Source organism: Adlercreutzia wanghongyangiae (assembly GCF_035989245.1).
Classification (GTDB): Bacteria; Actinomycetota; Coriobacteriia; order Coriobacteriales; family Eggerthellaceae; genus Adlercreutzia; species Adlercreutzia wanghongyangiae.
In genome coordinates this window covers 14,654-38,305 of the sequence record NZ_JAYMFF010000022.1, presented here as the reverse complement: position 1 = coordinate 38,305, position 23,652 = coordinate 14,654, and the positions used below count along the sequence as shown (strand labels likewise).

At 61.6% G+C, this 23,652-nt stretch carries 23 protein-coding genes; 2 read left to right on the top strand and 21 right to left on the bottom strand.

What is annotated here, in order from left to right:
• Positions 1 to 243: 243 nt before the first annotated feature.
• From rplW to VIN30_RS10220, 9 genes are all read right to left on the bottom strand, one after another.
• Complete coding sequence (rplW, locus tag VIN30_RS10260; RefSeq protein ID WP_326424404.1) at positions 244 to 531, bottom strand: 50S ribosomal protein L23; 288 nt, start codon at positions 529 to 531, stop codon at positions 244 to 246.
• Complete coding sequence (gene rplD, locus VIN30_RS10255; protein WP_326424405.1) at positions 531 to 1,157, bottom strand: 50S ribosomal protein L4; 627 nt, start codon at positions 1,155 to 1,157, stop codon at positions 531 to 533. Before rplD ends, rplW begins: the two co-directional genes overlap by 1 nt.
• Before the next feature lie 33 nt (positions 1,158 to 1,190).
• On the bottom strand, positions 1,191 to 1,811 hold the full coding sequence (gene rplC, locus VIN30_RS10250; protein ID WP_326424406.1) for a 50S ribosomal protein L3: 621 nt from the start codon (positions 1,809 to 1,811) through the stop codon (positions 1,191 to 1,193).
• Between the two features lie 13 nt (positions 1,812 to 1,824).
• Complete coding sequence (gene rpsJ / locus VIN30_RS10245; protein ID WP_016309237.1) at positions 1,825 to 2,133, bottom strand: 30S ribosomal protein S10; 309 nt, start codon at positions 2,131 to 2,133, stop codon at positions 1,825 to 1,827.
• 39 nt (positions 2,134 to 2,172) lie between these two features.
• On the bottom strand, positions 2,173 to 4,290 hold the full coding sequence (gene fusA, locus VIN30_RS10240; RefSeq protein ID WP_338211352.1) for an elongation factor G: 2,118 nt from the start codon (positions 4,288 to 4,290) through the stop codon (positions 2,173 to 2,175).
• 15 nt (positions 4,291 to 4,305) lie between these two features.
• Positions 4,306 to 4,776: a 30S ribosomal protein S7 gene (rpsG, locus tag VIN30_RS10235; protein WP_150839719.1), complete on the bottom strand. Its 471-nt coding sequence runs from the start codon at positions 4,774 to 4,776 to the stop codon at positions 4,306 to 4,308.
• An 82-nt stretch (positions 4,777 to 4,858) separates the two neighbouring features.
• Entirely contained in the window at positions 4,859 to 5,230 is a 372-nt protein-coding gene (gene rpsL, locus VIN30_RS10230) for a 30S ribosomal protein S12 (protein ID WP_022740353.1), read from the bottom strand.
• A 454-nt stretch (positions 5,231 to 5,684) separates the two neighbouring features.
• Positions 5,685 to 6,902 (bottom strand): M20/M25/M40 family metallo-hydrolase, encoded by a 1,218-nt coding sequence (locus tag VIN30_RS10225; protein WP_338211347.1) that lies wholly within the window; start codon positions 6,900 to 6,902, stop codon positions 5,685 to 5,687.
• A 247-nt stretch (positions 6,903 to 7,149) separates the two neighbouring features.
• Positions 7,150 to 8,115 carry a manganese-dependent inorganic pyrophosphatase gene (locus VIN30_RS10220; protein ID WP_326424413.1) on the bottom strand — a complete coding sequence of 322 codons (966 nt, stop codon included), beginning with the start codon at positions 8,113 to 8,115 and terminating at the stop codon, positions 7,150 to 7,152.
• A gap of 200 nt (positions 8,116 to 8,315) precedes the next feature.
• Here VIN30_RS10220 and sdaAA point away from each other — a divergent pair, with 200 nt between their 5' ends.
• Entirely contained in the window at positions 8,316 to 9,926 is a 1,611-nt protein-coding gene (gene sdaAA, locus VIN30_RS10215; RefSeq protein ID WP_338211345.1) for an L-serine ammonia-lyase, iron-sulfur-dependent, subunit alpha, read from the top strand.
• On the opposite strand, the gene VIN30_RS10210 is transcribed toward sdaAA, so the two are convergent.
• The 8 genes from VIN30_RS10210 to nrfD form a co-directional block, all read right to left on the bottom strand.
• Positions 9,923 to 10,267: a type II toxin-antitoxin system PemK/MazF family toxin gene (locus VIN30_RS10210; RefSeq protein WP_326424416.1), complete on the bottom strand. Its 345-nt coding sequence runs from the start codon at positions 10,265 to 10,267 to the stop codon at positions 9,923 to 9,925. The genes sdaAA and VIN30_RS10210 overlap by 4 nt on opposite strands.
• Positions 10,248 to 10,532, bottom strand: a complete 285-nt coding sequence (locus VIN30_RS10205; RefSeq protein WP_338211342.1) for a type II toxin-antitoxin system RelB/DinJ family antitoxin — start codon at positions 10,530 to 10,532, stop codon at positions 10,248 to 10,250. Before VIN30_RS10205 ends, VIN30_RS10210 begins: the two co-directional genes overlap by 20 nt.
• Positions 10,533 to 10,637: 105 nt before the next feature.
• Positions 10,638 to 11,333, bottom strand: coding sequence for a TorD/DmsD family molecular chaperone (locus VIN30_RS10200; protein ID WP_338211340.1), 696 nt, complete (start codon positions 11,331 to 11,333; stop codon positions 10,638 to 10,640).
• A 139-nt stretch (positions 11,334 to 11,472) separates the two neighbouring features.
• Complete coding sequence (locus VIN30_RS10195; protein WP_338211338.1) at positions 11,473 to 12,087, bottom strand: 4Fe-4S dicluster domain-containing protein; 615 nt, start codon at positions 12,085 to 12,087, stop codon at positions 11,473 to 11,475.
• 14 nt (positions 12,088 to 12,101) lie between these two features.
• A complete protein-coding gene (locus VIN30_RS10190; RefSeq protein ID WP_338211336.1) occupies positions 12,102 to 14,585 on the bottom strand; it encodes a molybdopterin-containing oxidoreductase family protein in 2,484 nt (827 codons plus the stop codon).
• Between the two features lie 297 nt (positions 14,586 to 14,882).
• Positions 14,883 to 15,866, bottom strand: coding sequence for a slipin family protein (locus VIN30_RS10185; protein ID WP_338211334.1), 984 nt, complete (start codon positions 15,864 to 15,866; stop codon positions 14,883 to 14,885).
• A gap of 1 nt (position 15,867) precedes the next feature.
• Positions 15,868 to 16,353, bottom strand: coding sequence for a GntR family transcriptional regulator (locus VIN30_RS10180; protein WP_338211332.1), 486 nt, complete (start codon positions 16,351 to 16,353; stop codon positions 15,868 to 15,870).
• A gap of 24 nt (positions 16,354 to 16,377) precedes the next feature.
• Positions 16,378 to 17,292, bottom strand: a complete 915-nt coding sequence (gene nrfD, locus VIN30_RS10175; protein ID WP_338211331.1) for an NrfD/PsrC family molybdoenzyme membrane anchor subunit — start codon at positions 17,290 to 17,292, stop codon at positions 16,378 to 16,380.
• A gap of 203 nt (positions 17,293 to 17,495) precedes the next feature.
• Between nrfD and VIN30_RS10170 the strand changes: the two genes are divergently transcribed.
• Positions 17,496 to 18,779: a radical SAM protein gene (locus VIN30_RS10170; protein ID WP_338211330.1), complete on the top strand. Its 1,284-nt coding sequence runs from the start codon at positions 17,496 to 17,498 to the stop codon at positions 18,777 to 18,779.
• Positions 18,780 to 18,974: 195 nt separating this feature from the next.
• On the opposite strand, the gene VIN30_RS10165 is transcribed toward VIN30_RS10170, so the two are convergent.
• From VIN30_RS10165 to VIN30_RS10150, 4 genes are all read right to left on the bottom strand, one after another.
• Positions 18,975 to 19,697 (bottom strand): molecular chaperone TorD family protein, encoded by a 723-nt coding sequence (locus tag VIN30_RS10165; RefSeq protein WP_338211329.1) that lies wholly within the window; start codon positions 19,695 to 19,697, stop codon positions 18,975 to 18,977.
• Positions 19,698 to 19,726: 29 nt separating this feature from the next.
• Positions 19,727 to 20,347: a 4Fe-4S dicluster domain-containing protein gene (locus VIN30_RS10160; RefSeq protein WP_338211326.1), complete on the bottom strand. Its 621-nt coding sequence runs from the start codon at positions 20,345 to 20,347 to the stop codon at positions 19,727 to 19,729.
• Between the two features lie 14 nt (positions 20,348 to 20,361).
• Positions 20,362 to 22,869, bottom strand: coding sequence for a molybdopterin-containing oxidoreductase family protein (locus tag VIN30_RS10155; RefSeq protein ID WP_338211324.1), 2,508 nt, complete (start codon positions 22,867 to 22,869; stop codon positions 20,362 to 20,364).
• A 184-nt stretch (positions 22,870 to 23,053) separates the two neighbouring features.
• Positions 23,054 to 23,650, bottom strand: coding sequence for a TetR/AcrR family transcriptional regulator (locus VIN30_RS10150; RefSeq protein ID WP_338211322.1), 597 nt, complete (start codon positions 23,648 to 23,650; stop codon positions 23,054 to 23,056).
• Positions 23,651 to 23,652: the final 2 nt, after the last annotated feature.

Sequence of the window (23,652 nt, the reverse complement as noted above, 5' to 3'; positions counted from 1 at the left end):
GGGCTTCAGCCCGCCCGCCACCGTCGACGACTTACGGGCGGGCTGAAGCCCGCCCCTACAGAATAGAGCCTGTCCCTGCGAAACAGAGCCCCCTCCCCGCGAAACAGAGTCCGCCCCTACGAAACCGCGCAGGTCGCAATACCGCGCGCACAATCCCTCCGCCAGCACAAAAAAGGCCCCGCCTCCGAAGAGGCGGGGCCTGGTAGCAACCCCTCGCGGGGCTGAGAACGTTCTCGCGTTGGGTTACGCGCTGAAGACCTCGATGGTCTCGCCCTCGGCCAGGGTGACCATGGCCTTCTTCCAGGTGCGGGTGCGACCCTCCTGGTAGCGGACGCGCTTCGGCTTCGACTTCACGTTCAGCGTGTTCACCTTGACCACCTTCACCTTGAAGATAGCCTCGACGGCCTGACGGATCTCAACCTTGTTGGCATCCTTGGCCACCTCGAAGGTGTACACGTTGTTCTCCATGGCGTCGTAGCTGGCCTCGGTGATAACCGGGCGAATGATGACGTCGCGGGGATCCTTCTCCATTATGCAAGCACCTCCTCGATGCGGGCCAGGCACGGCTCGGCGATGACGAGCACCTTGTTGTCAATGAGCTCGTAGGTGTTGATATCGCCCACCGGCAGAATGTTCACCTCGGGGATGTTGCGGAAGGACAGGAACGCTTCGACATCCTCGTTACCGATGACGACGGTGATGCGCTTGCCTTCCAGGCCCAGGGCCTTGATGAGGGCCACGGCGTCCTTGGTGCGGGGCTTCTCGAAGTCGAAGTCCTTCACCACCACCAGCTCGCCGTCGGCCAGCTTGGCGGACAGGGCGGAACGCATGGCCAGCTTGATCTCCTTCTTGTTGACCTTCTGGTCGTAGGAGCGGGTATGCGGGCCGAACACGGTACCGCCGCCAGCCCACTGGGGAGCGCGGATGGTACCCTGGCGGGCACGACCGGTGCCCTTCTGACGCCACGGCTTCTTGCCGCCGCCGCGGACCATGCCGCGGGTGCGCGTGTTGGCGGTGCCCTGACGCCACGATGCCTGCTGCGCCTTCACGGTGCGATGCATGACAGGCACGTTCGGCTCGATACCGAACACGGCGTCGTTCACATCGACCGTGCCGGCGGCAGCGCCCTTCACGTCCTTAATCTCAATAGTTGCCATAATTTCTGTAACTCCTTGTTACCGATCGATACCTTAAGCCATGCGAACGCGCACGATGCCGTTCTTGCCGCCCGGAACCGCGCCCTTCACGAGGATCAGGTTCTGCTCCTCGTCGATGCGAACAACCTCGAGGTTCTTCACGGTCACGGTGTCGCAGCCCATGTGGCCCGGCAGGCGCAGGCCCTTGAACACGCGGGACGGGGTGGCGCACTGGCCGACGGAACCAGGAGCGCGATGGAAGTGCGCACCATGGCCGCCCGGGCCGCCGCGGAAGCCGTAGCGCTTCATAACGCCGGCGAAGCCCTTGCCCTTGGACGTACCGGTGACGTCCACCTTCTTCACGTCGGCGAAGGCCGCGACGGTCTGCTCGTCGCCCACCTTGTACTCGCCGGCGTTCTCCACGCGCACCTCGCGCAGATAGCGCTTCGGCTCGGCGCCCTGCTTATCGAAGTGACCCTGCATGGGCTTGTTCACGCGGCGGGGCTTGATGTAGCCGAAGCCCATCTGCACAGCCTCGTAGCCGTCGGTGTCCACGGTCTTCACCTGGCACACGGTGTTCGGCTCAGCCTGGATGACCGTCACCGGCACGATGCGGTCCTGATCGTCGAAGATCTGGGTCATGCCGATCTTCTTGCCGTAGATAGCGTTAATCATGTCCCAAACCTCCTTACAGCTTGATCTCGATGTCAACACCGGCGGGAAGATCGAGACGCATCAGGGAATCGACCGTGTTGGGGGTCGGCTCCAGGATGTCGATCAGGCGCTTGTGGGTGCGCATCTCGAACTGCTCGCGGGAGTCCTTGTTCACATGGGGCCCGCGGATGACGCAATACAGGTTGCGCTCGGTGGGCAGCGGAATAGGACCGGAAACCTTGGCACCCGTCTTCTGAGCGGTATCGACGATGAGGCGCGTGGACTGGTCCACGATCTCATGATCGTACCCCTTCAGGCGGATGCGAATCTTCTGACTTGCCACTTACATTACCTCCAAATAGAAGTTGCTGGGGACTGCGCCTTAGGCGTTGCCGCCGGCCTTGCTGATGATCTCGTCCTGCACGGACTTGGGCACGGGCTCGTAGGAGTCCATCTGCATGGTGTACACGGCGCGGCCCTGCGTACCGGAACGCAGGTCGGTCGCGTAGCCGAACATGTTGCCCAGCGGAACCTTGGCCTCGATGACCACGGCGTTTCCGCGCTGCTCCTGACCCTGGATGAGGCCGCGACGGCTGGGGATGTCGCCCATAACGAAGCCGGTGTACTCCTCGGGGGTCTCCACCTCGACAGCCATGACAGGCTCCAGGATGACCGGGTTGGACTTGCGCAGGGCGTCCTTGATGGCCATGGAACCGGCCACCTTGAAGGCCGCCTCGGAGGAGTCCACGTCATGGTAGGAGCCGTCGATCAGCTCGACCTTCACGTCCTCGACCGGGTAGCCAGCCAGAACGCCGGAGTTCAGCGCCTCCTGGATGCCCTTGTCGATGGAGGGGATGTACTCCTTGGGCACCACGCCGCCGACGATCTTGTTGACGAACTCGTAGCCCTTGCCCGGCTCCTGGGGGTACATGTTGATGATGGCGTGACCGTACTGGCCGCGACCACCGGACTGACGCACGAACTTGCCCTCGGCGTTCAGCACCTCGTGGCCCGGACGCTCGCGGTAGGCAACCTGGGGCTTGCCCACGTTGGCCTCAACCTTGAACTCGCGCAGCAGGCGGTCGACGATGATCTCCAGGTGCAGCTCGCCCATGCCGGCGATGATGGTCTGGCCGGTCTCGTGGTTGGTCGACACGCGGAAGGTCGGGTCCTCCTCGGCCAGCTTCTGCAGGGCGATGGCCATCTTGTCCTGCTCGGCCTTGGTCTTAGGCTCCACGGCGATGTCGATAACCGGATCGGCGAACTCCATGGACTCCAGGATGACGGGAGCGTCCTCGGCGCACAGCGAGTCGCCGGTGGAGGTGTCCTTCAGGCCCACGACGGCAACGATGTCGCCGGCGGACACGGCGTCGATGTCGACGCGCTGGTTGGAGTGCATCTGCAGCAGACGGCCGATGCGCTCCTTCTTGCCCTTCGTGGCATTCAGCACGTAGCTGCCGGCGTCCAGGTGGCCGGAGTACACGCGCAGGTAGGTGAGCTTGCCCACATAGGGGTCGGTCATGATCTTGAAGGCCAGCGAAGAGAACGGGGCCTTCGGATCGGCCGGACGCTCCTCTTCCTCGCCGGTGTCGGGGTTCACGCCCTTGATCGGCGGGATGTCCACCGGGGAGGGCATGTAGTCCACCACGGCGTCCAGCAGCTCCTGCACGCCCTTGTTCTTGTAGGCGGAGCCCACGAACACAGGGTTGATCTGGCAGGCGATAACGCCCTTGCGGATAGCGGCCTTCAGCTCGTCGACGGAGATCTCCTCCTCCATGAGGACCTTCTCCATCAGCTCGTCGTCGCAGTCAGCGGCGGCCTCGAGCAGCTCCTGGCGGTACAGCTCGGCGTCTTCCTTGAACTCGGCCGGGATCTCGTCCATCGGCTCGGGGTAGGTCATGCCCTTGTCGTCGGCCTTGAAGTCCCAGGCAGTCATGGTCACGAGGTCCACGATGCCCCAGAAGTTGTCCTCAGCGCCCATGGGAATCTGGGCGGCCACGGCCTTCGCGTCCAGACGATCGCGCATGGTCTGGATGGCGTGGAAGAAGTCGGCACCCACGCGGTCGTACTTGTTGATGAAGGCGATGCGGGGCACGCCGTAGCGCTCGGCCTGGCGCCACACCGTCTCGGACTGGGGCTGCACGCCGGCAACGGCGTCGAACACCGCCACGGTGCCGTCGAGCACGCGCAGGGAGCGCTCCACCTCAGCCGTGAAGTCCACGTGGCCGGGGGTGTCGATGATCTGGAAGCGGTACTCCTTGCCGTCGGCCGCGCCGCCGGGGTACTTCCAAAAGCAGGTGGTGGCAGCGGCGGTGATGGTCACGCCACGCTCCTGCTCCTGGACCATCCAGTCCATGGTGGCAGCGCCGTCGTGCACCTCGCCGATCTTATGAGTCTTGCCCGTGTAATAAAGGATGCGCTCGGTCGTGGTGGTCTTGCCTGCATCGATGTGGGCCATGATGCCGATGTTGCGCGTGTCCTTCAGATCCATTTTAGCCATATATCACACCAGCCTTTAGAAGCGGTAGTGCGAGAACGCACGGTTCGCTTCGGCCATCTTGTACATGTCCTCGCGCTTCTTCACGGCGGCACCGGTGTTCTCGGAGGCGTCGATGATCTCGTTGGCGAGACGCTGGATCATGGTGTGCTCCTTGCGCTTGCGCGAGAAGTCGACGATCCAACGGATGGCGAGGGTGGTGGCGCGACGGGAGTTGACCTCCATCGGCACCTGGTAAGTGGCGCCGCCCACGCGCTTCGGCTTGCACTCGAGGGTGGGGCGGACGTTGTCCATGGCCTTCTTGAACACGGCCAGCGGGTCCTCGCCGGTCTTCTCAGCGACCAGGTCGAAGGCGCCGTAGACGATGTTCTCGGCGGTGGACTTCTTGCCGTCAAGCAGGACCTTGTTGATCAGCTGCGTGACGAGACGGTTGTTGAACTTTGCGTCCGGCTGCGTTTCGCGGCGGACTGCTGCTGCACGACGCGGCATGTAAATCTCCTTTTGCATCTGCGCGCTTCGGGGCTGTGCTTTGCCCATTAGGCCGCTTTCGGCCCGCGCGACTTAACGAACGTTATTTGGGGCGCTTGGCGCCGTAGCGGCTGCGAGCCTGCTTGCGGTTGTCCACGGCGGCGCAGTCGAGCGCGGCGCGGATGACCTTGTAACGCACACCGGGGAGGTCCTTAACACGACCGCCGCGGATGAGCACCATGGAGTGCTCCTGCAGGTTGTGGCCCTCGCCGGGGATGTAGGCCGTAACCTCCATACCGTTCACGAGACGCACACGGCAGACCTTACGAAGAGCCGAGTTCGGCTTCTTGGGGGTGGTGGTGTACACACGGGTGCACACGCCGCGCTTCTGCGGGTTGCCCTTGAGAGCCGGGGTCTTCGACTTGTCGACCGTCTTCTTGCGGCCCTTGCGGACCAGCTGGTTAATTGTAGGCAAGACTCTTTTCCTTTCCTTTATCCACGGGCTTGCACTGCACAAAACAAGCGCCTCTTTCAAGGCGCGACGGTGCATGTTACGAGTGTTCCCGCCGTGTGTCAAACGCCACGCACCCGGGCGTATCTATCCCTATCGGTCAGCGGCACAATTTGTCCACAACTGAGGGAAATACGGCGCGGAAAGAGCCTCCTGTCGAGAATTTCTCCCCTTCATAGGGACGGCCTTCGGGGCGAAAGTCGCACTTGGGTACCAAACCGCAAAGTTTTGCCTTGCAGTGGATACCAAACCCCTCGATTTTGTCGCGCTTGGGTACCAAACCTCTCAGTTTAACCTGAAGGTGTGAACTGGGAAAACCTCTTATAATGCCTGGTAGATAGCTTGACGAAAGCCAGCCAAAACGAAGGGGTTTGGTACCCAAAGCCGTCCACACGAAGGGGTTTGGTACCCGGCACTCTCAGGCGTACTCGGCGATGATGGCCTCCACATAGCGGGCCATGTTCCGCAAGTCGGCCACCTCGATATACTCGTCCACAGAGTGGAAGTTGGTCATGCCGATGCCCAGCGTGATGGCGTCGGCGCCCTTGGTGCCCAGAACATTGGCATCGGCGCCACCGCCCGAGATGGCATGCCGGGGCTCAAGGCCGACCGCTCGAGCCGCTGCGGCGAGATGCTGCACGATGGCGTCGGCCGGCTCGTGCACCACCGCGGGATAGTCCAACTCCCAGGCCACCTCCACGGCACCGCCGAACTGGGCGGCGGCACTCTGGAGGGCGGCCGTCATGGCATCGCGCTGGGCCAGCACGCGATCCTCGTACAACGATCGGCACTCCCCCTCCACCGTCACGGCAGCCGGCACGATGTTCACGGCCACGCCGCCCTCGATGCGGCCGATATTGGCCGTGGTGCACTCATCAATGCGGCCGAGCGGCATGGCGGCCACCGCCGCCGAGGCAACCTGGATGGCCGACACACCGCACTCCGGCTCCACGCCGGCATGGGCCGCCCGGCCCTCGATACGGGCGCGTAGCGTCCAATGATAGGGCGCCCCCATGATGATGGTGCCAGGCGCGCCGTCGGCATCCAGCACGAACAGCGGCAGGGCACCGCCCTCACCCGCAGCGGTGAGCAGCTCTTCGTATTCCGTGCCCCACGAAGCCGCCGGAAGCTCGGACGGCCATACGAGCGCGTCCTCGGCCAAGGCCGAGGAGCCCAACAGGCTCTGCTCCTCGCAGGTGGTCAAAAGCACGGTGATATCGGGGCGAACCGCACCAGATTCCAGCGTGGCGCGCACACCTTCGAATATGGCGGCGATGCCGGCCTTATCATCGGCGGACAGGATGGTATCGCCCACTGAGCACACCACCTCGGCCATACGGCAGGTCACGTCGTCGCAGATATGGCGCTGCTCGATCACCGCCTGAATGCCGGCGCAGGGCTTCACCGTGTCCAAGTGCGCCGAGAAGGCGATGCGCCCGGGCACGGTGCCCGGCAGGTGCGCGATAAGGTTGCCCGTGTCGGACCCCGTTTCCGCCGCCGAGGCGTCGAAGAAAACGGAAAAGCCCATATCGGCGAGCTTTTCTGCGCACCAGGCCGCCATGGGTGCCTCGTGCCACGACGGGCTCTCGATGGCCACCATCTCCAAAAACGATTCAAGCACGCGATCGGGGTTCATAGGGTTCCTTCTTTCCAAAACCTGAACTTTTGTCATAGGGATGCGCCCAAGGAAAACAGCGAGGGTCCGACAGGCGCCTGGAATTGCTCCGCCGAGACACAGCAGGGCCCGACCAGGGGGGGGCGAGGGTTCGCGCGCAGATTCCGCAGCGAACGGAACAGTCCAGTGGACTGTTCCGCCGAGCGAGGACTGCCCGAGCACGGCGCCCTTGCCCCCTGGTCGGGCCCGAAGGGACGGAACGGTCGTTCTACGAGGCAAGAATGGGAGCCGCCACCTGCTTCTTGCGGGACAGCACGCCGGGCATCCAATTGCCGCCCGTCGCGCACTCGATGCCGAACACGCGGTTCACGCGGGAGGCGTCGCCCTCCACGATGAACTGCGAGCCCTCGGCCAGAATGTCGGTGGCCATCAGCAGGGCGAACTCGTAGCCGTTGTCGTCCACGAGCTTCTTCATGTGCTCGCGGATCTCGGCCTCGCGGCCCATCACCGTGGGCAGGTCCACCGTCTCGCGTTGGGCAATCAGCACCGTCACGTCGTCGTTCACCTTGAACTCCTTGGAGTCGGCCTCCACCAGCTTCGCAATGGGCATCGTGCGCTCGCCGCCGCGGGTGCGGAAGATCTCCATGCCGAAGTCGACAGCGTTCAGGCCCAGTTTGTCGGCCAGGAAGTTCACCTGCTCCACGTCGACAGGCGTGCAGGTGGGCGACTTCATGATGACAGTATCGGTGAGGATGGCCGACAGCAGCACCATGGCGATGGAGTCGGGCAGCTCGATGCCGGTCTGGCGGAACTGCAGGGTGACGATGGTGGCCGTGCTGCCGATGGGAAGGTTCAGGAACAGAATGGGGTTAGCCGTGGAGATGTCGGCGATGCGGTGATGGTCGATGACCTCCACCACCTCGGCGTTCTCGATGCCGGGGGCAGCCTGGGCGATCTCGTTGTGGTCAACCAAAATCACCTGCTGCTTCACTTCCTCGCCATCGCGCTCGACGGGATTCACGTTGTCGATGAGCACCGGCTCGGGGATGTTGTTGCGCTCGAGGATCCAGGCGCTCTCCACCGGCAGCGGCCCCAGACGCGCGGGCACGTACTCCACGCCGGCCTCGCCATCGCGGGCGGCCAGCGCGTTCTTCAGGTGCGCGTAGCCCACGGCAGCGGAGATGGAGTCGTTGTCGGGATTGCGATGGCCCACGACGAGGATTTTGGCGGTCATGAGTGCCCCTTTCTGTTCTGTACCATTTTACGGTTTTGAGGCAGTATACCCCTCCCGCGCCCTCGTGGCGATGGGCTATGATAGCGTTCTTCGACGAATACAGAAGCTCGGCCGGCCGTCGGAAGGGGCGTTTGCGCGCCCACAGCCTGCGGCCCCGCGTCATCGGAGCGCCTCGTCGCGGCCCGGCGAAAGGAGAAGGCATGAAAACCTACGGTCTGCGGGACATCATCGGACCCATTATGGTGGGGCCCTCCAGCTCGCACACGGCCGGTGCGCTGCGCATCGCCTCCATCGCGCGCAAGCTGTTCGGCGAGCAGCCGCAGCAGGTGGCCTTCACGCTGTATGGGTCGTTCGCGGCCACCGGCAGCGGGCACGGCACCGACAAGGCGCTGGTCGCGGGCATTCTGGGCCTGGAAACCGACGATCCGCGCGTGGCCGACTCCTTCGCCCTGGCGGAAGCGGCCGGCGTGACCGTAGATATTGCATGGGACACCGCCACCGATGTGGCACATCCCAACACCGTGGATATCCGCTGCGAGGACGGCAACGGCCGCACGCTGGAAATGCGGGGCGTGTCCATCGGCGGGGGCGCCGCGGTCATCCGGCGCATCAACGGCATCGACGTGGACATCACCGGTGAGCACACGAGCGTGGTCGTGCACCAGCACGATGTACGCGGCGTGCTGGCACACATCGCCGGGGTGCTGGCCGAACGCGGCATCAACATCGCCAACGCGAACCTGCACCGCACGGCCAAGCGCGGCGACGCCTACACCGTGCTGGAAACCGACAGCGACGTGAGTCCCGACGTGCGCGAGCACCTGCTGGACCACCCCGACATCATCAACGCCCGCGTGGTGCCCCCCATGATGGCCGGCGACGGCGAGGAGGCGCCCGTACCCGACGACGCCGAGGAGGCGTTCGCCCGCTGGGACTACGCCTCGGGCGAGGAGCTGCTGGCCCTGTGCGAACGCGAGGGCGTGACCATCGCCCAGGCTTTCCGCGCCCGCGAGGAGGCGCTGTGCGCGAAGCAGGGCGTGGCCCCGGGCATCGACGCCTACCTGGACCGCGTGCTGGAAGTGATGGGCAATGCCGCCACCGAACCCCTGGAAAACCCCCAGCCCTCGGTCGGCGGCCTTATCGGCGGCGAAGCGGCGAAGCTGCATGCGAGCCTGGAAGGCGCGGGAACCCGGCAGCGCCTGGTGGACCCCCTGGCGGCACGCGCGGCCCAGTACGCGCTGGCCACCCTGGAAACAAACGGGCGCATGGGCGTTATCGTGGCCACGCCCACGGCCGGGTCGGCCGGCGTGCTGCCCGGCGTGCTGCTGGCCCTGCGCGACGAACGCGGCTTTACCCACGACGAGCTGCGCGAGGGCATTCTCACGGCAGCCGGCCTCGGCTACCTCATCGCCCGCAACGCCAGCGTATCGGGCGCCGAGGGCGGCTCCCAGGCCGAGGTGGGAAGCGCCGCAGCCATGGCGGCTGCGGCTGCCGTGGCCCTGGCAGGCGGCGCGCCCGATCGGTGCCTGGCGGCCGGCGCGAACGTGATGATGTCGCTTTTGGGCCTGGTGTGCGACCCGGTGGGGGGCCTGGTGGAGGTGCCCTGCCAGAAACGCAACGCCACCGCCGCCTCGGTAGCTCTGGTGAGCGCCCAGATCGCCTTCGCGGGCGTGCAGAACCTCATCAGCTTCGACGAGGCCGTGGCCGTCATGGACGAAGTGGGCCGGGGCCTGCCCCCCGAGCTGCGCGAGACCGCCCTGGGCGGCATCGCAAAAGCCCCGTCAGCCTGCGCCTTCTGCGCGGGGTGCTAGGCCGATTGCTCGTCAAGAAGAATCGAGAACGCCCTCCGATCGCGGTCGCTCAGATAACCGAGGGGCTCGTCGTTGAGCAGGTCTTCTTGATTGAGGGATAGCAGAGGAGCGAGTTGAATGCGCGAAGGCTTCAGAAGCCCTTCTGATTCCCAATCGACAAGTTCATAGTAGCGATACTGCGGCTGCGGCTGGGCGGACGTGATCTTCGCCGCAACCACAGCAACCGTCTCGTCATCGATGATGACGACAGGACGCACCTTTCCAACCTCGGGGTGATCGGCGAATCGCACATAGGCAAGCCAAACTTGCCACGGGCAAAGACTAGCGGACGAGCTGAGCATAGATGTCATCCTCGTCGTCATTCATATCGGCGGGCAAAATACTCGATCCCCATCTAGGGTCAACCGGAAGAACCGTTGCAGGGTTATAGCGAGGCCTCGCGGAAACGCGCATATCGAAAGGAAGCCCCCCGACATCGATGGACTTCACCAAGAACGCGTTGATGGCATCGCTCAAACTCATGCCCCAATGCGCATAGATATCGGCTGCCTGCGCCTTAACATCCGGCACAACATAAGCCTTGATTTCCGCCGACCGCGTTGCCATAGCACGACCTTTCTATACCTAAACTAGGCCCATTATAGACCCATCGAGGTATTTTGCATATCTTACAAAGATTACCGAACTTGCAAATGCCCGGTTCGCACCAAGCTAGCGCGAAACGGCAATGCCTGCGTCCAGCATGGCGGCCATGGCGCGGTAGAAGGGCACGTCCGACAGCTCGCGCAGCCGGCCTGAGCACCAGGCGGCGTAGGGGGCGAAGTGGTCGGCCATGAAGGCGTCGAGGTCGTCGGGCTCCACGACGGCGCCATCGGCGGGCTCCACGGCCCGGGCGGCGACCAGGCAGAGGAACATCAGGAACTCGCACATGGTGCCGACGTGGTCCACCGGGTCGTTGGATTGCCCGGCGGCCAGGTTCTTCGCCACCCCGCAGCGTCTCATGAAACGCTCGACGGCCATGGACTCGGGGCCCACGAACAGGAGGCCCCGCTGCCCGCGCTCCTGGGCGGCGCGCACGCCGGCAAAGGGCGTGACCAGCGGCTCGCGCGCCCCCACGAACAGCCGCGTGTGCTCGCGCAGGACCTCGTGGTAGGTCGCATCAGCGTCCTTGCCCTCATACGCCGCAAGGCCGTCAGAAACCCCAGCAGCATCTCCGCCGCATCCGAGAGCGGCCATCGTCTCGGATGCGGCCCGAGAAAACTCTCCCGAGCAAAGCGCCTCGGCCACAATGCGCTCGGGCTTCAGAAGGCCAAGGGAGAGAAGCTCGAATAGCGAGGCGCGGGCCATCCACACTTCAGGCACCGTATCTCCGCTCGCAATCTCAGCCTTCACGTCTGTTGCGGTCATAACCTTCTCGCTTCCGCTCGTTTCCGGCAAAACAGGAGGCCCCCGGCAGAGGGAGGGAAAGCCGGGGGCCGTCATCGAGATATTCAGGCGTCTGATGAAAGGCTGCAACCCCATCATCCACTGAATATCGAGATGGTCTCTACTTCAGGAAGTACACGTTCGGGCCCGTGCCCTGGTCTTCCAGCAGTCGATCGTACTCGCGTTCCGCCAGCACCTTGGAGATCTCGGAATCGGGGTCGTCCAAGTCTCCGAAGTAACGGGCCACTGCCTGGCAGACATCGACACATGCGGGACGCTCGCCGCGATCGATGCGCTCCACGCAGAAGGTGCACTTCCCGACCGTGTTGCCCACGTGGGCCGGCATAGCGGCATCGCCTACGGGAAAATCAAGGTACCACTGCGGCTCCTCGTCCAGAAGGGTCCTTACGCCCTCATAGGGGCAAGCAGCGATGCAACTCTTGCAGCCGATGCACACTTCGGGGTCAACGGTCACCAGACCGTCCTCGCGCTTCTCGGTCGCCCCCGTAGGACACGCTTCCAAGCAGGCTGGATTATCGCAATGCTGGCAGCCCAGCGTGTACCAGCTTGAAGAGAGGTTCGGATACGTTCCCTCTGGCAAGCCGCAGCCGAAACCCTCGGCGTCGGTTGACGTCCTTGCGCGCGACCACCAAACCTCATCGGGCAGATTGTGCTCCACTTTGCACGTCAGGGAGCATTGGTCGCATCCAACGCAGAACAGGGTGTCAATCGCCATTCCATAACGAGTCATTATTCAGCACCCCCCTGGTACTTCTCAATTTCGCATACGAAGTCGTTGAAATTGTTATTGCTGGTCATCTCGTCAAGCACCACTGAGGAAAGTGCCTGGGTGTGGCCGTCGATGAAATCGTCGCCTTCGGGGCCATGGGGAAGCATCAGGGTGTCCGGACGAATTCCCTGCGTAACGATCGCCTTCAGTACCACATAACCGTGATCATTGAACACGCGCACCGTATCGCCCGTCTCAATACCGCGCTGCGCCGCCGTATCCTCGTGGACGAGAACCGTGGGTTCGCCGCGCAGCTCGTCGAGCCACGGGATGCCCTTGAACAGAGAGTGGGCCCAGTAATGATGATGGCTGCTCACCCCGTAAAGAGGATAGGTCTCGCGTAGAGGATTGTCCTGATACGCTTCGTGGGCGGGCTCGTACCAAGGATAGTGGTCAACCTCTCGCGGCTGCCAGTCGACCGCATCGCGCGTCAGCAAGTAGCTCAGGAAGAACTGCGTGCGCCCCGTCGGATTGGTTTCAGGGCTCACTCCCGCCGCAAACTGGGGCCCATCGCCGACGATTCCCTGCTCGCTGGCCACATCGTAGCCGCACCCAGCCGCAAGGTTCTCCTCGGTGTCGAGGTAGGAACGCAGATACTCCTCATTGGTTTTGGGGTACAGGTCGGCAAAGTCCATCGCACCCGCAATCGCACGGAAGATATCGATGTCCTGTCTGCACTCGCCCAAAGGTTCCACGGCCTTCTGGGTGAACATCGATGCCGAGGAATCATCAGTCTCCCACGAGAGCGCCACGGGAAGCACCAAATCGGAGTAGCGCGCCGTGTCCGTCATGAAAGAATCGGCAGTAACGACGAATTTGACTTTCTTGAATGCCTCGATAAGCTCGCTGCGTCCCAACCCGTTGGAGAGCGGATCGGCCGTGAGCACGTAAATGCATCGAATGGGGTGCGCCTCGTTGTTCCACGTTTCGGTCTCGAGCAACTGGGGCAGGTACTCGCCGGTAATACCCGAGACGGGCAGAGCTCCTTCTACCACGGAATCCTCAGTGTTGGTCGCGGCATAGCGCGATATGCTGCTGGTAGCTCCAAACTGTATGATGCTCGCGCCGGGCTTGCCGACGTTTCCGGTCAGGGAAGCCAGAAGCATCAAGGTCTTGTACATATGCCAGGAATTCTTGTAGTGCTCATAGCCGTAGCCAGGTGCCAGCGTAGAAGGCTTGTTGGTCGCGTACAGGCGTGCCACTTCCTCGATCTGCTCGGCCGGCACATCGCATTCAGCGGCGGCAAAATCAACAGTGAACTGCTTGATCCCCTCTTTGACAAGGGAATACACCGTGCGCACCGAAATGCCGTTCGCATCGAACGTTCCTTCAAGCTCGGGATCTTTGACCGCGAAAGATGAACCGAAGCTCTGGGCGGCGGCATCCCACACGACCTCGGTATCCACCGGGTCCTCGCCCTCGGTCACAACCACCGGATCAAGACCCAAATCCGACAACTTCAGATAAGAGAGGTCATCCTTGATCAGCAACGGCGCAACCGAGCCATTGCGCAGATAGTCATAATCGACGAGATCATTGTCGATGATGTAGTTGCACATCGCAAGCAGCATCGCACCATCCGTGCCAGGGCGAACGGGAACCCATATATCGGAATGCGCAGCCGACTTGCTGAACACCGGATCCATAGTGACAACCGTCGCACCCTTGCGGCGAGCCTCCACGATAGGCCAATCGCCGCGAGCCGTATCGGCGGGGTTCAGGCCGATGGACAGGATCGTTTTCGCGTTAACGAGATCTTCGTTGCCGTTAATGGGAATATTGAGCGTGATAAACGTGCTGTACATAGCCGCAAAATCCGAAGATGCCTCGAACACCGTCGCACCAATCTTCTGGATAAAGCGGCTAAAGCCGATACTCGTGGAAGGAACGATGTACGGGTTGCACATCATCGACGAGCCGGCACCGTTCAAATAGCCGTTGCCGTTGCCGAATCCCTTCCAAAACGCAATGGAGCTGCCGCCGCATTCGTCGATGGCGGCCTGGAAATTCTCCGCGATCAGGCTGATCGCCTCATCCCACGATATCTGCTCCCAATTGTCGGAGCCACGCTCCCCCGTCTGCCGCATAGGGTGAGTCACGCGATGCGTAGCGTAAACGCGCTGCGGCGTGGCGCGACCTTTCACGCAGCCAACTCCCGATTGCGAGATGCGGTAGTCGCGATCAAGCTCGGCGGCCACGGGCGTGCACTTGACAAGCTTGCCCTCTCTCACGATCGCCTTCTGGGGACAGGTGCCGCCGCAATTTCCGCGACAGAAATTGATCGCGTATGTTTCCTCAGCTTCCCCCGTCTCCGAAAGCTCGGGGGCCTCGTCGGTGCTCACGCTGGAGCAGCCGGCCATACCGGCCGACGCCATGGCGCCGGCGGTCAGGGCGGTGGTAGCTAGGAACGAACGTCGAGTCAGCTTCTTTTCCGACGTAGTCACTTTCTCTCTCCTTTCGTTGGAAGACGGCGCGCGCCCCTGGCCAAGGAACGGTTGCTGTCCAACTGGGAGGCGCGACACCGGCAAGCTGCCCGAACGAGGGCGGTTCGCCGACATCTCCCCCTCCTCTTGAGAAATCAGCTGGTTTCGATGGCTGAACTATAGCATGAGCAATCCTAGGATAGCAATACTAATCCTAGGATTTAATTATCTAGTTTGAGGATAACTTAAGATCTGACTCACGAGTATCTTACTCACGAGTCAGACCTTCCACTGCAGGACGCGGAGTCGAAAGGAGCCCTACTTCTCCGCGCTTGCCGCCCTGAGCGTGCGGGCGGCATCGGCCCCCTCCACGAAGCCCTCGCTGAAGGAGCTGGGCACCACCACCGTGCCGCCAGTCTCCCGCACGCTCTCGTACATAAGATGCATCTGGCGCAGGCGCAGCGCAGCGTCTCCCCCGCCGTAGGCCTCGCCCACGTCCTCGGCCATGGCGGAGATGTCCTGCTCGGCTTCCATGAGAATGATGCGGGCCTTGCGACGCTGCTCGGCCTGGGCCTCCAAGCTCATGACGTCCTGAAGCGCCTGGGGCAGAAGGATATTGCGAATCTTCACCGACAAGATGGAAATGCCCCACTGCGATGCCTCGTCCTCCAGAATCTGCTGGATGTCGGCGTCCAGCTGCTCGCGGCGGATGGCCACCTCGGCTGCGGAGAGCCGCCCGATAGCATCGCGCAGGGCCGCTTGCGCGGTCAGCTCCACGGTGGCCGAGAAATCGCTCACCTCGTTGCAGGCCGCCTTCGCATCGTGCACCATCCACAGCATCACCGCGTCCACATCGAGCGGCACCAGATCGGCCGTGAGGGTCTCCTCGGCACCGAAGGTGGTGTAGCGGGTACGGCAGTCGACGCGGATGGGCGTCTGCTCGATGAAGGGGATGGTGAGAAACAGGCCCGGCCCCGCCACGCGGCTGAAACGGCCGAGGCGCTGCACCACCACGCGCTCCCATTGCTGGGAGATGTGCACCGCCATGACGGCTAGAACAGCGGCCAGCGTGGAGGCGGCGGCCACCGGAAAATTGAACGAACCGGCAGTCGCACAGCCGACGACACACACCGCGGAGAAGGCCACGACGGCCGTAAAGGCGCTGAACAGTATGATGCCGAAATCGGAAGCACGCTCGCCGGGCGTGGCCACCACGGTGGCGGAAGCGGGGGCAGGGACGCGCTCGCACGAGGGCGCGGCAGCCGCGGGTCGTACCGCCCTAGCCGGAGGGTTTCGCCACATGCTAGGCCCCCTTCTCCGCCGCAACTCCCTCGCCCTCGGGGAACAGCACAATCACATTGGAGTCGGGGCGACGCGCGGGAGCGGCCTCCTTCATCTTCAGGCGGGCGGCGCGAACGTGCATGCGCGACACCGTCTCATCGTAGCTGAGCCCCAGGTTGCGGCAGGCGTGCAGGCACTCGTCCATCAGCGCCTCGGCCTCGTCAGCCGGCTCGTCGTTCTGCTGCGTGGCCAGATCGGTGACGAAGGCTCCCTTGCCCCGCACCGACTTCACCAGTCCGTCGGTCTGCAGGCTTAAGTACGCCTTGTTCACCGTATTGAAGTTGATGGAAAGATCAGCCGCCAGCTCGCGAATCTTCGGCAGCTGGTCGCCCGGCTTGAAGAAGCCCGAGCTGATAAGGTAGGCGATGCGCTTGCGCAGCTGCACCCACAAAGGCAGGTTGGAGGCCTCGTCGGCCTCGAACGTGATCTGCTTCTCCCTTTGGATCATGGACCTTCCTTCTCCTTGGAACCGCTAGAAACCCAGCACCGGGTGCGCCCCGGCCATCATAACGCTTATGCGCAGCGAGAACGTGCCCACAAGAGCGCAGGCGCACGCCGTAAGCGCGAAGCTGCGCGCCATGCGCCGGTCGAGCAGACGACGACGCCCCACCAGATCGAAGAACGCGGAGCCGACAACGCCCACCGCCACGAAGCCTCCCCACCAGATGAAGGAGTCGCACCCGAAGAGCAAGTCGGCAGCCGACGTGGCGGCCGCAGCAGCCGATCCCTCATCGGGAACGCTCAGCGCCGCGAGCGCGAAGGCGCAGGCGCTTACGGCCTCTACCGCGAGAAATACCAGCGAGAACACCTTAGCTCGCCGCATCGCGGCGGGAAAGAGCCCGTCGATGCGGGCGGCGAAGGCCATGGCGACAAACAGGGCACAGGCCGCCGCAAGCGATGAGCCCACGAACAGCGACACGAGCCACCACGAATGCCACAGCGGCACAGCCCGAATACCCGCCAGATACAGGGCCGAATAAGCCGTTACGGCCAATCCCAGCGCGAAAGCCACCCCAAGGGCCGCGCAAAGAAGCTTGTTGTGGCGCACGCGGCGGCCGTAGAGCCAGAACAAAGCGAGCGCGGCGCATGCAACGCCGAGCGCCACGAGCAGCCATGCGCCCACCGTGAGGATGTTCGCCCGCGGCGAGGCGAACAGCGCCCCTATCGCCTCGGGCCGAGCGGTGTCGGCCAGAAGGCACAGCGCCGAAGCGGCGACGAGCAGCGCCGCAGCGAGCAGCGGAACCCCTACAAGCCGGCGATGATCGGCGCCAATGCGATCGCAGACCTCCGATGCCGGGACGCAGAGCGCAGCCCAGCTGGCAACAGCCGCCAGGCCCCCGGCCAAGCCCCCGAGAAAGAGGTAGCAGCCTATGGCGAATCCGAACAACGGCGCTCCTTCGGTCGGTCGTGGTTTTCCCTATTTTAGCAAATTAATCCTAGGACTGAGAGTATAATCGCATTCAAGGCAAGCGAACCCGGAGTGCCGCACAGCCCCTCCTCCGCAACTGCCCCAAGCAGGCACCGGAGCCGGCATCGCCGCCTCGCATCCACATGCCCTGCCTTGCCCGCACCTCTCCCGACAGGAGCGCCATGACCGTCAACGACATCGCCTGCACCCGCCCCACCCTGGCCGCGTGGCTGGCCGAGTACGAGGCCATTGCGGCCGACTACGTTGAATCGCTGCGCGCCGCCGGTATCGATTTCGCTCCGAAGCACGTCGACGCCGCCGAGCGAGCGGCGCTCAAAGAGCGGCTGGCTCGCAAGGGGGCCCGCTTCCGCAACGGCGACGCGAGCATTTCCACCGGCCCGCTTTCCACGGCCTGCGAGGCCTGCGCCACCGACGACGGCAGTCGCACGTTCTACCTCTCGCTGGCCTGCAACCGCAACTGCTACTTCTGCTTCAACGCGAACCAAGCGGACTACGAGGAGGGGCGCCGCCTGAAGGAAAACTGGCGCTGCGAACTGGACGCGTTTCTAGAGGGCGATGTGCCGGTGACCCACGTGGCGCTGACCGGCGGCGAGCCTCTGCTGCACCCCGATGAGGCCGTAGCGTTCCTCGCGCGCGCCCACGCCAGGGCACCTCAGGCCCACCTGCGCCTGTACACCGACGGCGACTTTCTCACCGAAGCGCTGCTCGCACGCCTGCGCGACGCGGGACTTACCGAGCTGCGCCTGTCGGTGAAGCCGGACGAGGAAGATGCCGCCGAAGAGGCCCTACGCCGCATGACGCTGACGAAGCGTTACATTCCCCAGGTCATGGTGGAGATGCCCGTCATCCCCGGCACTCTGAACGAGATGAAGAAGCTGCTACAGGCCATGGACGATCTGGGGGTTTTCGGCATCAACCTGCTGGAATTCGGCTATCCCATGGGCAACTGGGAGCCTTTTGCGGATCGCGGTTTCCGCATCGCGAACCCACCCTTCGCCATCCCCTACAACTACCGCTACGCGGGCGGTCTGCCCGTAGCCAGCAGCGAGCTGGCCTGCCTTAAGCTGGTGGAGTTCGCCCTTGACGAGGGCCTTTCCCTCGGCGTGCACTACTGCTCGCTGGAAAACAAGAATCGCACCCAGATATTCCAGCAGAACAGCGCCGTGGCGCTGGACGACGCGCTATGGGAGTTCGACCGCGACGACTTCTTTTGGAAGACCGCGAAGGTGTTCGACGGCGACATGACCGTAGCCGAGCCCCTGCTGCGCGAGGCCGGAGCGCCCTGGGCGCGCGACCCCGACGAGCCTTCCATTCAGTTCCATCCGCGCCACCTGCCGCTTCTGGCCGGCACCCCCGTGATGCCCGCGCTGTCGGTGAACGTCGTCGAACAGCACGGAGGCGCCCCCGCCGTACGTGAACTGGCGCTGACGCTTGTCGCGGACTGACCTTCGCGAGATCCTTCGACTCGCTTCCGGCTAGCCGATCTTCTATGTATTTGCATCAATTGACGCGCATTCCGTCGCACACAGATCAAGCGTCGGCCTTCTCGCTTCCGGCATCCCGCTTCTAACAGGGGCGGCGACATCGGCCGGAGCGACAGCCACTGTCGATGCAAATCTTTACTCGCACTGCAGACACCTTTAGATACTTAAAATTGGATACAGAGCTAAGATTCGCTCCATGTACAGGACGCCAACTCGTCCGACATAGCCGTAAAACCCTTTCGATTCATTTCCCAATCGCCAGAAAAACTCAGGTATCCAGCGCTCGACATGACCCTGCTCGAATTCGCGTATAATCGCTTGTACCTCCGCGAGTCTTTTGCAGTCGCCACTCTGCATGCATTCTGAAGCGCACGTATACATTTTCCCCAAAAAGGCCAACTCCAACGTAATGCAATCGGCAGGTACCGAGTTTTCCCGCACCACTCCAAAGCCACCTTCTCGATAGGCAGCCTCTGCGCTAACAGCAGCTTTATTGACAAATCTTAGTGGTCCCTCCTTGGCAGGAACGCCGGGATGATCGCAGGAGAAAAGGAAGAGTTCCTCGTAGTAGGGCACTTGAGGAAGAACGGGGTGATCGAACAATCTTGTATGCTCACGACGAAGTTCGTTTTTTAAAGCGCCTGGGTTCGCGTGCGAATGGTCTGCGAATGAGCTGGCTGTCTCCCTCATCACCTTTGCATCGCAGCCCAGCTCCAACCCGATGGAAAACACGTCGGCCTGCACGCTTCCACCGTTCAAGCCCTCTGCCAGCTCAATAGTGGGATATTGCAGAAACAAGGTCAGCAAGGCGCAAGCATCGCTGCATGCCAGGCTCGTCGTGAAAGCTTTTTCTTTAGCGGCAACATTACTTGCGCCCATACTGTCCCCCTGACCCACTTGTCCTTCTGCTACTTCAGGTAGAAGCAACGAGGCTCCGTTCCGTCCTCCGTTTTCAGCTGCTCATAGTCTCGCCGGGCAATTAGCTTGCTCACCGTGCTATCGGGGTCGTCGAAATCACCCCAGAAGCGGGCTCGACCAGGGCAAAGTTCCATGCACGCCGGCTCCTTACCACGATCGAGCCTATGAGCACAGAAGTCGCATTTGACAACAGTACCTCCTACATGAGTCGGGGCATCGGCGTCTCCTAGCGGAAAGTCCACGGCATAGGCTACTTCATCGTCAAGCAACGTTCGGACATCATAAGGGCATGCCTTCATACAGGTCTGACACCCCGTGCACAAATCATGGTCGATAGCCACCACGCCATCTTCGCGCACGTAGGAAGCGGCAGTGGGACACACTTCCACGCATACCGGCGAACCGCAGTGCTGGCAGCTCACGGGATAGTAGGCGCGGTACAGGTTGTTGGGATATTCCCCTCGAGCCGTGTCCATATAATCGCCGCCATCAGTGACTACGCGATTGAACCACACATTGTTGGGTAAGTTGTTGTTAGACTTGCACGCCACACTGCAGGCATGGCATGCCACGCAGTTCTTCAGATCGATAACCATTCCATAGCGAGTCATCTGAGTCTCCTCCCTCACCAAAGCTCAACTTCGACAAGTGTGTCAAACGGATGCGGCGCCGGCTTGAATTGCTCGGTCACGCAGCTCGTAAGCGCCGTGTAATTACCATCCAGATACTGATTGTCTGCCCAGGTGTGCTCAGTGAGCACAATGCCCGGACGAAGACCTGCATCCATATGCGCCTTCAACTTGCAGGCACCACGGTCGTTACGTACACGCACGTAATCGTCTTCCTTAATGCCACGAAGCTCAGCGTCTACAGGGCTGATGCGCAAGGTGGGTTCAGGTTGGAGCTCCAAGAACCACGGATGCGGCGCAAATGTCGTGTGTACCTTGAATTTATCGCGTTGCGACATGAGCGTAAGCGGATACTTGTTTGCGAGCTCGTACTTCGGGAATTCGTCGCATCCCTCGGCCCAGGCTTCATCGGGCAACTGGAAAGAGGGCAGGGCAAGGGTTGCCGCGTCGAGAGACTGGCCGTGATCGAAGCGCGGTTTCACGTCCTCAATATAGAACTGTCCGCGACCAGTGGCCGTAAGGAAAGGGTTCTCCCGATTACCATACACATACGCTTCGGGAGCATGACGCAGGTGTTTCTGTTCTTTAATGCTCTCCCAAGTGAGTCCCGCCTCACGGCACAAATCGCTATCCAACGCAATCTTGTGAAATGCCTCAGTGTCAAGATCCATGGCATCCTTGTAGCCAAGAGCTACTCCCAGAAGCGCAGCAATATCGATATCCGACTTGCACTCGCACTGCGGAGGGATGCACATCTCCTGAAAATCGGCATAGGGCGTCGGGCATGCGTTGATGGTCTCGATTTCAAACCAGTGAGCTGCGGGTAGCACAATATCACTGTAGTTTGCCGTATCGGTCATGAGCCAATCAACGCAAATTACTAGGTCAAGAGCATCGAAGGTTTTCTTGATTCGCTCACGATCGGGCGAGCACGCCACGGGGTTTCCTGTAGTCACAAGAAGCGATTTAACGACAACTTCCCGATCGCCGTACTTCCCTTCATCAACGATTTGATGGAAATCGGCAAGGGAGGTGGAGATACCCGTGAAGGGCGCCCCTTCCGGATAGTACATCCCCAAAAAGTTCGCACCAGGAATGCCATTGGTGCTATTGCCCTGGACACCGCCAATGCCGCCGCCAGCAAGACCGTACTGGCCAGCCACCATAGCGAGCGTGAGCTGGCAATGGGTCACTGACGCTCCGTTACCCCAATGGTCGTTGCCAAAACCAATTTCTATCAACGATGGGCCATCCACATACAAGTTGGCAAGCTCCGCGATCTTCTCAGCAGGCACGTCGCACACACTGGCCGCACGCTCTAAAGACCACTCGGAGACGCGCGCCACAAGCATCTCGTAGGCAGTGTTCACTTTGATACCGTCGATATCGAAGCTGCCGCGAATCAGAGGGTCGGCTATTGTGTTCACGGCAACCGCTGTCTGACCATCTGATGACATCACGGCCGGAGGATCTATCACCGTTGGCTGACCGGTCATTGGGTTAATCGGGCCCTCTTCGGGCTCAACCCCCAACTCGCTCATGCGAAGATATTTTCCATCAGATTCTTTCACGAGAAGAGGGGCAACGGTGCAGTCTCGCAAATACTCATCGTCGGCAAGACCGTTGGCAATAATGTAGTTGGTCATTGCCAGAGCTAGGGCACCATCAGTTGCCGGACGAATAGGAATCCACAGATCGGCATGAGCCGCCGTAGGCGTATATACTGGATCGATGACGATGCGCTTTGTCCCGTTCGCCACAGCGGTATTGATGTAGGACTGATTGGGCAGGCCCGCAACAGTAGAATTACGAGCCCAGGTGAAAATGTTCTTCGAGTTGAGCACGTCCTGCACGTCATTACCCGCAAGGTAAGGCGCTGTAAAACTGGCGGTCATCGCGTCAGCCATTTCCAAGCCGGCCATGTCGTAGCCAGTCTCAATGGTTACGGCGCCAATCATGTTCGCCAAGCGCGTGTAGATATACTGGTTGTACGAATAGGTGCCTGCTCCACCGCGGGCAACGCCGATGGATGTTCCGCCATACTCCGCAATATAGTCTTGCCATTTTGTGGCAATTTCCTCGATTGCTTCATCCCAGCTAATACGCTCCCACTCTCCACCGCCGCGAGGTGTGCCGTCGACGCGACGCAAGGGATATTGAACTCTTTCCGGCGCATAGACTCTCTGCGCATGAGAAAGTCCCTTCTGGCAAATGCGCGTATCAAGCTCATCATCGGCATCGATTTTGGACGTTTTGACAATTTTCCCGCCACGAACATGCACGTTCATGCGGCAACCGCCTCCGCAGTTTCCTCGACAAACGCCCTGGAAGATTTCATCCTCTTCATCAACAGGCTCAGAGGTGTCGGGCAGCGACTCGATCTCCTCACGCGGCGCACACCCAGCACTTCCTAGAGCCGCAATCCCCAAAGTGGCGGCACTGCCCTGTAAGAATGCACGACGCCCCAACTCAAAGCGATCACTTTTCTCCACTGCTCTGCTCATAACTCCCTCCATTTCCTCGGAAGAACACGCAGCATCTTTAGCTGCTTCTTCATTGTGAAGGGGTAATTGTCTAAGTTGCAACGAGCGAAGTGATGCATCTATGCCAAAATATGCGCCTTATTACGAGAATAGTGGCACTCCGTGTCACACAAGGAAAAGCTGCTGAAAAAGGGCGGGGGTATCGTTACTCCTCCCCGCTGACAATAATGCGATCAGTCCATACCGAAAAATCAATATCCAGACGGTCGCGCCAAAAAACCAGCAGCCAATCTCCGAAAAGCTCAGCCATTTCTGACGGGTCAGAGCTCATGCCCTCTGAAATCCATTGCACGATAACACCGCAAAACCCGCTCACGAAAAACCGACGCATGTACTTTTCGCGATTGCTGTCGATACCGGCTTTGGATATACCGTCGAACAGGAAGGTCGAGAACCCGTCTATCAGCAACTTTTCGAGAGGGAATCGGCTTTGCGCAGTACAGAGGGCGCTCCAAAACGGAGCGTCTTTCTTCAATCCGAAAAAGACCGCCCTCATCACGATTCTATTGGGTTCGCCTTCCACCAGTGGAGGAAGTGATGCGACGAGACTCTTTACCGGGTCGACAACGCCTTTTTGCAACACGAAAGCGGCGACGTCTTCCTTGCCAACAAAATAGCGATAAAACGTACGCTTAGAAACGTGGGAAGAACAGCAAATGGCGTCGACGGTGACCGATTGGTATCCCAAAGTGACAACTAGCTCTTTGAACGCGGCGGCAATACCCTCCGGCGTAGCGACCATTG

Excerpts from the sequence above, each read along its gene's own strand:
- rplW (WP_326424404.1), bottom strand. The coding sequence starts at position 531 with ATGGAGAAGGATCCCCGCGACGTCATCATTCGCCCGGTTATCACCGAG.
- rplD (WP_326424405.1), bottom strand. The coding sequence starts at position 1,157 with ATGGCAACTATTGAGATTAAGGACGTGAAGGGCGCTGCCGCCGGCACG.
- rplC (WP_326424406.1), bottom strand. The coding sequence starts at position 1,811 with ATGATTAACGCTATCTACGGCAAGAAGATCGGCATGACCCAGATCTTC.
- fusA (WP_338211352.1), bottom strand. The coding sequence starts at position 4,290 with ATGGCTAAAATGGATCTGAAGGACACGCGCAACATCGGCATCATGGCC.
- rpsG (WP_150839719.1), bottom strand. The coding sequence starts at position 4,776 with ATGCCGCGTCGTGCAGCAGCAGTCCGCCGCGAAACGCAGCCGGACGCA.
- VIN30_RS10225 (WP_338211347.1), bottom strand. The coding sequence starts at position 6,902 with ATGAACCCCGATCGCGTGCTTGAATCGTTTTTGGAGATGGTGGCCATC.
- VIN30_RS10220 (WP_326424413.1), bottom strand. The coding sequence starts at position 8,115 with ATGACCGCCAAAATCCTCGTCGTGGGCCATCGCAATCCCGACAACGAC.
- sdaAA (WP_338211345.1), top strand. The coding sequence starts at position 8,316 with ATGAAAACCTACGGTCTGCGGGACATCATCGGACCCATTATGGTGGGG.
- VIN30_RS10210 (WP_326424416.1), bottom strand. The coding sequence starts at position 10,267 with ATGCTCAGCTCGTCCGCTAGTCTTTGCCCGTGGCAAGTTTGGCTTGCC.
- VIN30_RS10205 (WP_338211342.1), bottom strand. The coding sequence starts at position 10,532 with ATGGCAACGCGGTCGGCGGAAATCAAGGCTTATGTTGTGCCGGATGTT.
- VIN30_RS10200 (WP_338211340.1), bottom strand. The coding sequence starts at position 11,333 with ATGACCGCAACAGACGTGAAGGCTGAGATTGCGAGCGGAGATACGGTG.
- VIN30_RS10195 (WP_338211338.1), bottom strand. The coding sequence starts at position 12,087 with ATGGCGATTGACACCCTGTTCTGCGTTGGATGCGACCAATGCTCCCTG.
- VIN30_RS10185 (WP_338211334.1), bottom strand. The coding sequence starts at position 15,866 with ATGTGGCGAAACCCTCCGGCTAGGGCGGTACGACCCGCGGCTGCCGCG.
- VIN30_RS10180 (WP_338211332.1), bottom strand. The coding sequence starts at position 16,353 with ATGATCCAAAGGGAGAAGCAGATCACGTTCGAGGCCGACGAGGCCTCC.
- VIN30_RS10170 (WP_338211330.1), top strand. The coding sequence starts at position 17,496 with ATGACCGTCAACGACATCGCCTGCACCCGCCCCACCCTGGCCGCGTGG.
- VIN30_RS10165 (WP_338211329.1), bottom strand. The coding sequence starts at position 19,697 with ATGGGCGCAAGTAATGTTGCCGCTAAAGAAAAAGCTTTCACGACGAGC.
- VIN30_RS10160 (WP_338211326.1), bottom strand. The coding sequence starts at position 20,347 with ATGACTCGCTATGGAATGGTTATCGATCTGAAGAACTGCGTGGCATGC.
- VIN30_RS10155 (WP_338211324.1), bottom strand. The coding sequence starts at position 22,869 with ATGAGCAGAGCAGTGGAGAAAAGTGATCGCTTTGAGTTGGGGCGTCGT.
- VIN30_RS10150 (WP_338211322.1), bottom strand. The coding sequence starts at position 23,650 with ATGGTCGCTACGCCGGAGGGTATTGCCGCCGCGTTCAAAGAGCTAGTT.